This is a genomic window from Gordonibacter sp. (assembly GCF_036667095.1).
Classification (GTDB): domain Bacteria; phylum Actinomycetota; class Coriobacteriia; order Coriobacteriales; family Eggerthellaceae; genus Gordonibacter.
Window position 1 is genome coordinate 1 of sequence record NZ_JAVWUP010000094.1, and the last position, 10,097, is coordinate 10,097.

The 10,097-nt window shown below is 57.1% G+C and carries 10 protein-coding genes; 7 read left to right on the forward strand and 3 right to left on the reverse strand.

Annotated elements, in window-relative coordinates; genetic code table 11:
* Positions 1 to 216, forward strand: a 216-nt coding sequence (locus tag RR842_RS09085) for a hypothetical protein (RefSeq protein ID WP_332729541.1), incomplete at its 5' end; no start/stop codon positions are given.
* Between the two features lie 134 nt (positions 217 to 350).
* Complete coding sequence (locus RR842_RS09090; RefSeq protein WP_332729546.1) at positions 351 to 1,931, forward strand: amidohydrolase; 1,581 nt, start codon at positions 351 to 353, stop codon at positions 1,929 to 1,931.
* Positions 1,932 to 2,435: 504 nt separating this feature from the next.
* On the opposite strand, the gene RR842_RS09095 is transcribed toward RR842_RS09090, so the two are convergent.
* Positions 2,436 to 4,280, reverse strand: coding sequence for a lipopolysaccharide biosynthesis protein (locus RR842_RS09095; RefSeq protein ID WP_332729542.1), 1,845 nt, complete (start codon positions 4,278 to 4,280; stop codon positions 2,436 to 2,438).
* A gap of 253 nt (positions 4,281 to 4,533) precedes the next feature.
* Between RR842_RS09095 and RR842_RS09100 the strand changes: the two genes are divergently transcribed.
* The 3 genes from RR842_RS09100 to RR842_RS09110 are packed head-to-tail and all read left to right on the forward strand — an operon-like array spanning position 4,534 to position 7,792.
* Positions 4,534 to 5,577, forward strand: coding sequence for a 2-oxoacid:acceptor oxidoreductase family protein (locus RR842_RS09100; protein WP_332729543.1), 1,044 nt, complete (start codon positions 4,534 to 4,536; stop codon positions 5,575 to 5,577).
* Positions 5,574 to 6,869, forward strand: coding sequence for a transketolase C-terminal domain-containing protein (locus RR842_RS09105; protein ID WP_332729545.1), 1,296 nt, complete (start codon positions 5,574 to 5,576; stop codon positions 6,867 to 6,869). The genes RR842_RS09100 and RR842_RS09105 overlap by 4 nt, the downstream gene beginning before the upstream one ends.
* A 2-nt stretch (positions 6,870 to 6,871) precedes the next feature.
* The gene (locus tag RR842_RS09110) at positions 6,872 to 7,792 is read left to right on the forward strand and encodes a thiamine pyrophosphate-dependent enzyme (protein ID WP_332521426.1); all 921 of its coding nucleotides are present in this window, start codon (positions 6,872 to 6,874) and stop codon (positions 7,790 to 7,792) included.
* 36 nt (positions 7,793 to 7,828) lie between these two features.
* Here the strand turns inward: RR842_RS09110 and RR842_RS09115 are convergent, their stop codons facing one another.
* Positions 7,829 to 8,170 carry a hypothetical protein gene (locus RR842_RS09115; protein ID WP_332554126.1) on the reverse strand — a complete coding sequence of 114 codons (342 nt, stop codon included), beginning with the start codon at positions 8,168 to 8,170 and terminating at the stop codon, positions 7,829 to 7,831.
* A 25-nt stretch (positions 8,171 to 8,195) separates the two neighbouring features.
* Positions 8,196 to 8,525, reverse strand: a complete 330-nt coding sequence (locus RR842_RS09120; protein WP_332513807.1) for a hypothetical protein — start codon at positions 8,523 to 8,525, stop codon at positions 8,196 to 8,198.
* 134 nt (positions 8,526 to 8,659) lie between these two features.
* Here RR842_RS09120 and RR842_RS09125 point away from each other — a divergent pair, with 134 nt between their 5' ends.
* Together RR842_RS09125 and RR842_RS09130 are read left to right on the forward strand one after the other, a co-directional pair.
* Positions 8,660 to 9,229 carry a helix-turn-helix domain-containing protein gene (locus RR842_RS09125; RefSeq protein WP_332554127.1) on the forward strand — a complete coding sequence of 190 codons (570 nt, stop codon included), beginning with the start codon at positions 8,660 to 8,662 and terminating at the stop codon, positions 9,227 to 9,229.
* Between the two features lies 1 nt (position 9,230).
* On the forward strand, positions 9,231 to 10,001 hold the full coding sequence (locus tag RR842_RS09130) for a zeta toxin family protein (protein ID WP_332554128.1): 771 nt from the start codon (positions 9,231 to 9,233) through the stop codon (positions 9,999 to 10,001).
* The last annotated feature ends 96 nt before the right edge of the window (positions 10,002 to 10,097 follow it).

Consider the following 10,097-nt stretch of genomic DNA (forward strand, 5'->3'; position numbering starts at 1 on the left):
GTGGCTGAGCAGACTTACTCGTTGACCAGCGACGATAATTTTGAGGCAAAGGTGAGTGAAGCAGGAGTTTCCGCAGATGAGCAAGCAGAGCTCCTTTCCGTCTATGCTGATACCCGGGCGTATTCCACGCAGCTTGCCTGGGGGGTAACTGCGGTAGTGCTGCTGGCTTGTTTGCTTACAACTCGTTGGATTACGGTCTACAAAAAGGAAGCGTAACGAGGGCTGTTCGAGAAAGGTATTTTGACTACCCCTGCAGCCCAAAGTAATTGGTGCGTTCGATACGGACGCACCGAAAGAAAGGCGAGGATAACGGTATGAAAACCCTGTATTTCAATGGCGATTTTGTTCCTATGACAGTTGCAGAAGATTCATTTGAGGCCCTCGTGGTGGCGAACGATGGCACTATTGCGTTTGTGGGGCCGCTCTCGGAGGCTCGTTCGCTTGCTGCGGGTTGCAGCGAGATCGACCTTGAGGGAAAGACGGTTCTCCCCGGCTTCATCGATCCCCACGGTCATTTTGGCATAACGAACAACCTCTTGGTTACTGCCGACCTTTCTCGCTGCGAAAGTATCGAGGAAATTCTCGAAACATTGCGCGTCTTTCTTCATGAAAACAACCTCGGCCCCGATGGTGTTGTGGTGGGCATGAACTACGATCACAACAATCTGAAGGAGGGTCGCCATCCCAACAAATTCGATCTTGACCAGGTTGCCAAAGATATCCCGATAGCTTTGCTGCACGTGTCATGTCACATGATGGCGGCCAATAGCCTTATGCTGGAAATCGCCGACATAACCGAAGCGTCGGAGGATCCTGAAGGTTCTCGCTATGCCCGTGTTGAAGGTTCGCGCGAGCCAAACGGCTACATTGAAGAGACGGCGGCTCTACTTCCGGTGTACTATGCAGCTCTTGCGCGGCTCGATTCTTCATATGATCGCTTGATTGAAGACATGCAGGTTGTATATTCGTCTCGCGGTGTGACGACGTGCCAAGAAGGGGCAACGGACGAGGCGATGTGCGCGGCATTTACGCGTCTAGCGGATGAAGGGCGCATGGGTATCGATGTCGTAATGTATCCCATGTCTTCTTATAATGTTGCAGGAATGCTGCATGATTATGCTGCCTTTGTGTCCGGCGATTACCGTGGGCACGTGCGCATTGGTGGCGTGAAAACCGTGCTCGATGGTTCACCTCAGGGACGCACGGCATGGATGAGCCAGCCCTACGAGCTGGGTGAGGAAGGCGAAGGTTTTTGCAGCCACGGCTTCAAAAGCGATGAAGAGGTTTATGAGTTTGCCCGCATGGCTGTCGATTCGGGACACGACTTCCTTGCCCATGCGAATGGCGATGCTGCTGCCGACCAGGCTTTGCGCTGCTACGCCAAGGCTTACGCCGATTCGGAAAATCCGGCAAAAGCAACTTTGCGGCCGGTGTTGATTCATTGCCAGACTACCCGACGTGATCAATTTGAGCAGATGGCTGCTCTCAATATGGTTCCCTCGATGTTTCCGTCTCACATCTGGTACTGGGGCGATGTGCACCTTAAAAACTTCGGCACACAGCGTGGCATGCGCGTTTCGGCCGTTCGCGATGCACTTGAATGTGGGCTTCCGTTTACGTTCCATACGGATTGCCCGGTCCTTCTGCCTAATATGATCGAGGCAGTGTGGTGCAGTGTGAACCGCAAGACAAAGCGCGGGGTCACCCTTGCGGAAGATCAGGCGGTGGAGGTGTTTTCTGCGCTTGAGGCTATTACGATCAACGGAGCGTATCAATATCATGAAGAGGACAGGAAAGGCACCCTTGAAGTGGGTAAACTTGCCGATCTCGTAATTCTTGACAAGAATCCACTCAAGGTTGATCCGATGGATATTCGCGCTATCGAGGTTCTTGAGACTATCAAAGAAGGCGAAACGGTGTTCAAGCGATAGGTGGATACGCATTGTTCTTATAGGTGAAGGTGCTTGCGGCGACGAAGGCGTGGTTTTCCTCGTACAAGCTCAAGAAGAACGTGAGCGACGAACGGGTTATAGAGGCAACGAAAAAGTTGCATGATGAGGTTGTTTCTCAAGCGCAAGGATTCGTCTCGCGGGACACTACCTGCAAGATAAGACATGGACTGACTTTGTTCTTTGGGAGACGGAAGAAGATGCAAATAATGCTACGACTGTCGGTCAGGGAAAAGAAGTTACGGAAAGCTTCTCTGCTTGCATCCAAATGAATACGTGTCGAGCGTTGATTTCTCAGCTTGTGAAAAAATACTAAGCGTTTTTATCATATATATCGCAACGAACGCCCTGCCGCAACGGTTAGGGCGTTCGTTGCGATATATCGAGAGGTGATCGTAGACCTTTTGCCCAAGGTGGCGGCATTTCTGTGCGTTGAAGCAAATCACTTTCCGTTGCTTTTCGTGCGTTCAAGTGCCTGATCCTTGTTTACTGGTTCGAGTGCCGTCCGCCGTTTTCGCGCCTTGTGTTTTGGGGAGTGCCGTGTTTGCCAATCGTCGAAGAGGAGGGATGATCGACCCCTTCGCTTTCGCCGGTGTGCTCCTTATGGCTGCGAGATGTCCACTTCTGGCGAACTTCCTCGCGCCGTTGGCGCTCGGCGCGCGTGGCGCTCGGGCGTGTGCGCAGCGGCTGCGATGCGGAAATATCAGCGGCAGCGGCCGCTTCCGCCTCGGCTCTTGTCTGATGCGACAGGTCGATGCGGATGCGGAAGTACTCCCACACCAACAGCACCAAAAGGATGCACATGACAATGAGGTAGCCGATCACGGCACCGGGCAGCCCGGTGAAGTTCACCAGCAGGATGGGGATGAACAGCGAGAACCCGAAGGTGATCAGGTATAGCTTGGTGACCGAGCGCTGTCGGCGCAGCACGGTGATGACCTGGTACAGGAAGTCGATGGCCGCCGTAACGCCGCCCGCTGCCAGCATGATGAAGCAGAGTCCCCGGAACTGCTCGAAGTCTACGCCGTACATGAAGCTCATCAGCGTGATACCGAACCAGTTCATGACCAGCGCCACGCCTGCGGTTAGCACGACGATTACCGCCATGATGGCCACGATGATCAGGTCGAACCGCTTGCGCTTCTCGGGGTCGGCCCATACGTTGGCCATGCGCACCAAAAGCGGCTTGTAGATGAATCCGACCGTAAGTAAGATGCCCTGCGCCGGGAAGTACAGCGCGTTGAAGTACAGCTGCGTGTCGTAGGGCAGCACGCCTTCCATGACGAACTTGGGCATGTTGTCGATGAGCGCATACATGAACAGCGCTACGAACAGGGGAAAGCATTGTTTGAACAGTGTGGCGATGCTGCCCAGACTGGGGCGGCGCGACTTGGGTGTTTCGAACAGCGTCAGCGGGAAGGTGACCACCACGAAGGTGGCCGCCGCCGCGATGGCCATAGCGATGCTGGCTACGCCGATGTTGCGCGTGATCAGCAGGCACAGCGCAAACACCACGAACACGACGATCGAGCGGAACGCCTGCGACACGCCTGCGAGGTACAGCTTGTCCACCTGTTGCAGGCGTCCCTCGTACACGTCGGCTAGGCCGTCGATCATCTTGTACAGGTACACGCCGACGCTGATGGTGAGCATGTCGCCGCCATAGCCGCGAATCGAACAGTACAAAAGCCCGACGACCACCATGATGGCGCAGGTGATCCAGCGGTTCACCTGGTAGTCCGAGAACGAATGCGCCTCTTCCACATCCGATATCTGGTAGGTGCGCACGCCGTAATTCGCCACGATCATCAGCAGCGTACCGGTGACGAAGGCCAGCGAGAACATACCCGCCTGTTCCGCGCCTACCAGCTGCGTCACGATAATGGTGAGGAAGGGGAACACCATGCCCCAGGCACCGATGCCGATGGTGTTCCATACGTAGTCGCGCGTGGTGCGGTGCGCTTCGTATTCTTCCTCCTGGCTGGCGAGCGTACGTGTTGACACCGCGCCCATCAAGCGGTTGAACCATCGGTTGACGATACGCGTGACGAAGTTGGGCTTATGCTGGCGGGGAGGCTTGCCGCTTTGGTGCGGCTTGCGGTCGAGGAAGCCGGCAGGGGCGCTGTCCTCGGAGGCTTGAGGTGCGTTTTCGTCTATGCGCTGCTGGGCGACGTGCCCAGTCGGGGCATAGACGGCAGACGGTTGGGACTCTGTCTGGTCGACGAGCGCACGGGATTCTCCCTTGTCGGCAGGCATGCGAGCCGCCGCGTTGCCGGAGTGGTGTTGCGGGTGCGTTTCGCCTTGTTCATTTTCGAATGAGTCGCGCGTCATGCCCGCTTGCAGCCCCTTCTCGTCCTTGCGTGCGTTTTGTCGATTATAGTCCATCGGCGAAGTGCGCACTCGATGTCCATGAGCAAACAACAAAGACAGCTCTGTGCGCTCCCCACTTCCTTTTCCTTGCTGGCTAGCTTTTTTACGGCCGCTTGACGTATCTCCGTCACGGGTGGGAAAGTGAGGGGGAGTGTCGTAGCGCTCGAGCGCTATACTTGATCGAATAGGCTTGGGATGGGAACAGGAGAGACGCATGATCGAAGTGCTTTGGCACGGTCGCGGCGGCCAAGGGGCGTTCACCGCAGCCCGGTTGCTGGGGGCGGCGGCATCGATGGGGCAGGGCCAGTGCGCGCTGGCGTTTCCGGCGTTCGGGCCCGAACGCCGCGGAGCGCCTATGCGGGCGTACACGAAGATTGACGTTGCGGTTATCGGAGACCGTAGCGCCATCAAACAGGCCGACTATGTGATCTATCTGGACGATACGCTGCTGGGTGAGGGTTGGGACGCCGAATTGAAGCCAGGCGGGATGGTGCTGGCGAACAGTAAGCAAGCTTTCAGCGACGAGCGCATCGTGGCACTGGATGCCGACAGTATTTCTGCAGCAGTGCTCGGTCGGCCTATCCCGAATACGGTGTTTCTCGGCGCGCTTTCGGTTCTGAGCGACCAGGTTGGCATCGAAGAGGTGGAAGAGGCTATACGTCAGTACATGCCGGAGAAGCTGCATGCCAAGAACATTGCCATCGTGGATGCGGCGCGAGAGGCGACCAGGGCGGTTTCTTCTTGTGCGGAGGGCTTGGCGATGGGAGGCGCAGTGGGCTCTTCTTGTGGTGAGGCTTCCCCTGCGGCGGATGGTGGAGTTTCCTCTTCCGTAGCAGCTCCAGCGAACGCTACGCCCGGGTCTTCCGTAGCTGACGGTGCTCTTCCGACGGACGTAGGAGAGCCGTGTGTGTCGGCACTGCTTTCGGCAGCGTCCTCGCGTCCTCATGCGCAGATCCCCACACTGCGCACGGTGAACCTCGATCCGACCGACTTTGCGCACACGACGTGCTATGAGGCGGGGCATTTGGTGACGAAGAACGCGGGCTGGCGCAACCTGCGCCCCGTGATCGATGCCGCGTCGTGCACGGGGTGTCTCCAGTGCTATATGCACTGTCCCGACGGCACCGTGTACAAGGTGGACGGTCCGGCTCCTGTGGCCATCGATCTTGATTTCTGCAAGGGGTGCGGTATCTGCGCGCGGGCGTGCTCCTTCGGCTCCATCACAATGATCCTTGAAAGCGAGGCGAAGGCCCGATGAAGCGGTTTCTTTCCGGCGACGAGGCGCTGGCCGAGGGCGTGCGTCTGGCGCGGCCGCAGGTGATTTCCGCGTATCCCATCACGCCGCAGACGGTGGTGGTGGAGCGGCTGAGCGAGATGGTGGAAGACGGCTCGCTTGAGGCCGAGTACGTGCATGTGGAGTCGGAGCATTCGGCGCTGTCGTGTGCCATCGGGGCCTCGGCCACCGGCGCGCGCACGTTTACGGCCACGTCGAGCCAGGGGCTCATGTACATGGCCGAGTGCCTGACGTACGCGTCGGGCGGGCGGTTTCCCATCGTGATGATGAACGCGAACCGCGCGACCGCGCTGCCGTGGAACATCTACGGCGACCAACGCGACTCGCTGGCGCTATTGGACCACGGCTGGATCCAAGTGTATGCGGAGAGCAATCAGGAGGCGCTTGACCTGGCACTGATGGCGTACGCCGTGGCCGAGAACCCGACGGTGAGCACACCGGTGATGGTGAACCTGGACGGGTTTGCGCTCACGCACACCTACGAGACGGTGGATGTGCCCGACCCCGAGCTGGCCGACGCATTCCTGCCGCCGTATGACGGGGCGGGCAACAGCTTCGACTTCGAGCACCCGGTGAACATCGGATTCTCGGCGGGGCCGGAGTTCAACCGCTATTTCAAGTATTGGGAACATCGGGACATGGGCGCGGCCGGTGCGGTTGTCGATGAGGTGGAGGCGCGCTTCGCCGAGGTGTTCGGACGGCAGTATCCGGGTATGGTCGAGACGTATCGCTGCGAGGATGCCGAGGTCGTGCTGGTCACGCTGGGGTCTATTGCAGGTCTTGCGCGGTCGGCGGTGGACGATCTTCGCGCGGCGGGCCAGCGTGTGGGATTGCTGCGCATCCGCTACCTGCGCCCGATGCCCTCGGCGCTCATCGCCGAGGCGTTGCGCGGGGCGAAGGCTGTGGGAGTGCTGGAGAAGGACGTGTCGTTTGGGGCCGAAGGCACGGTGTTCACGAACGTGAATTCAGCGTTGCAGCAGGCGGCGGTTGCGGTGCCTACGTTGAACTTCATCGGCGGCTTGGGCGGCGACGATATCTCGGAGGCGCAGATGGCGGGCATGTACCAGGTGCTGGGCGAGGTGGCCTGCGGCGTGTACGAGGGGCCGCGCGTGTCGTTTTTGGGGATCGATTCGCCGGCAGATGACGCCGGAGAACATGCTGCTGGTCTGTGCGCCGAAACAGGGAAGGCGAACGATTCGGAAACAGGTGCGAGCGCATCCGCTCCCAACTGCGTGTGCGGAAAGGGGGCGAACTAGCCATGGCTTTGAACGCCAAGAATATTGCCGATGACGAGTTCTTTTTCGGTCACAAGGCGTGCGCAGGTTGCGGCGGGTCGCTTGCTGTGCGCGCTGCCATGAAGGTGCTGGGGCCGAATGCCGTGTGCGCGCTGCCGGCTGGCTGCATGAGCGCCGTCGGGTTCAACTTCCCGCAGCTGTGCTTCTCGAACAACGCCATGATTGCGCCGTTTGCCGCGACGGCCGCCGTGCTTACAGGTATCGAGGCGGGATTGCGCGCGCAGGGCAAGAAGCCTGACGACTGCACGGTCGTGGGCTTTGCCGGCGACGGCGGCACGGCCGACATAGGGTTGCAAGCGCTGTCGGGCGCCATCGACCGCAACGACGACGTGCTCTACATCTGCTACGACAACGAGGCGTACATGAACACGGGCATCCAGAAGAGTTCGCTCACCCCGTTCGGCGCCAAGACTACCACCACGCCTGCCGGCAAGAACGTGCGCGGCTGTCTCACGCAGAAGAAGAACCTGTTCGAGATCGTGGCGGCGCACGGTATTCCCTATGCTGCCACGGCCAGCATCGGCTATCTGAACGACTTCATCCGCAAGGTGGAGCGTGCCCGCGATATTCGCGGCACGCGCTATATCCACGTAATCGCGCCGTGCCCGACTGGCTGGGGTTGCGATGTGGATGAGACGGTGGACATTGCCAAAGATATCGTGGATACGGGCCTATGGTATTTGGCTGAGTACGAGGGCGAGCAGGAAAGCGGGCAAGCCGGTGGCCGCTTCAGGCTGAACCGCAACCCCCGCGAGTTCGCTAGCATCGAGGCCTACCTGCGCCGCCAAGGCCGCTTCAAGGCGCTTTCTGACGAGGACGTGGCTGACGTGGAGCGCGGTCGCGATGCTAAGTGGGAGGTTATGCGACGGGACTGGGTGCGGTAGGAGGCTATGGGCGGTGCTGCCGTTCAGGTGCCGAGTTCAAAGCAGGATTTCTTCGTCGCTGTCGAGGAGCGAGAAAGAACTTGTAGAAGAAGCGGCCGCTTGGATGGCTCTCAGCATGTTGGACTGAGACGCGACGTTTGTCGCATCGAATTTCTGGGTGCATTCGGCTAACCAAGGAAGATATACGACCATCGCATTCAAAACGAGGTCGTATATCTCTGCATAGCTCATTGCGCTGCGAGAGAGATAGCCCGAGTATTGATGATGGTCGAAGCTATTCTTTGCGAAGAACGCTCCTATCAGAGAGTAGGCCTTGCGGTATTGATCGTATCCGAATTCTGCTCGTAGCTTTTCGGTGCTCAAGTCGAAGCTGATCATTTTGTATCGGCGTTGATCGGCCATGTTAGGCAGTAAGTTGATAGCGCGTTCGGCAGAATTCTTTAAAGTCCTCGACAACGAAGTCGTTGGGATCGTCGCTGTCTTCGGAATTGAAATAGAGCCACGTGTCTACGTTGTTCATGAACCAACTTTTTTTGCCAAGCGTAGTCATAGCAAGACCGAAATTGCCGAAGTCGTCGTTGGACTCGGCACCGAGATAGAATCCGTCTTGAGCTTTACTTAAATAGAGGGTATTGACGAGATAGTTGTCGAGTACGGTACGTATTTTCTCAAGGCTATAGCGACCTTCGAGCTTGATTTTCCGTTCGTCCATCTTTATCTGCATTTTAATCATCGGCAATTCCTAGCCTCGAGGTCTAACGTGCAGCGTTTTTATTTTACAGCGGGCTTTCTACTTTCTTACCGCATAGTATACCATCTATATCTATCATATGATATACTAATTGCAATCAATTGATTGGAGAAACCATGTCGCACGAACTGACGAGTGAAGATATCAAACGAATTCGGGAAAAGTACGGCCTGACGCAGCAGGGGTTTGCGCGCGTGTTGGGACTTGGAGAGGCGAGCGTCGTGCGCTATGAAAATGGGCAAACTCCCAGCAAGGCGAATGCAAACCTCATACGTGCAGCGGACGATCCGAAGTTCCTCTTGGACTGCATCGAGCGCGATGGAGAGCTGCTCTCGCAGGAACAGCGCAGCAAGACCGAGCAGATCGTTTATGCACTTGTGTCTTTTGACGAGGACGGAGACATTATGGACATCAATGAGATATACGAGATTACCCTGCAGCAGGAAGTGCTGATTGAACAGGTTGCATATCTTGCTGGGAAGGTGTCGAATTTGATGATTGCGGCGCGAGAGCGGGGTGATGAAATTTGTGAGGCAGTATATGAAGATGTGCTAAGGCAGCTTGCGGTGATTCGTCCTATCATTACGTACAAGGAGAATTCAAATGATTCCAAACTGTCCGAAATCAGAGGACAGGTGGAGTGTCTGAAGCGCATCACCGAAGGTCGAGAAGTGAAGGCTGCTTGATATGGAGCAGTTTGAAGATTACTCGAATGATGAGTTTTGCCAGCAACTTCAGACAATTATAAGCATGCTTCTTGTTGACGTGAAGTGTGTGCCGGGCGAGAGTCGTCGTGCGATTTTGCTGGGTGGACAAAGTGGTGCAGGTAAGACAACACTGCATCGGCTGTTTCAGGATGCTCTCGCAGGCAATGTGGTCGTCATCAACGGTGATGAATATCGCCCCCGTCATCCTCGGTTTCAGCAGATCAGCGCTCAATACGGCATCGATGCTCCAGCCCATACGGCAGCGTGGGCTGGCCGAATGGTCGAAGCGGTCGTTGATGCCCTTTCTGTCATGGGATACAACCTTGTTATTGAAGGTACGCTGCGGACTTCCGAGGTTCCCCTTAAAACTGCGGAGCTCTTGCGCGGCCGCGGGTATAGCGTCTCGTTGTCGCTTATGGCGGTAAAACCCGAAATATCGCTCGTGAGCTGCCAACTGCGCTACGAGCAGATGCGTATTGCCGGCACCGAGCCTCGGGCGGTCGATCCCGCGCATCACCTTTCTATCGTTGAGGGCATCGTCAGCAACCTGGCGACGCTCGAGGATTCGGGCATGTTCGACAGCATAAGCCTGTATGCTCGAAACGAGCAGCGCTTGTTTTTCAGCGTTGGCAGTGATCGACGTGCGAGTGAAGCACTCCAGGATATCCTGTTCGGCAGCTGGACTGCTGAGGAGAGTTTGCATTACGCCTATCTCGAGCAGCGTTTGAGCGAAGCGAGAGAGGTCAACTAGCTCCCTGACTTGGGGTCGAGCGAATCCACCAGATCGATGAGCTCCTGTTTTTTGTGCACGTTCAATTTGGCATAGATGCGCTTCGAGTGCATGCGC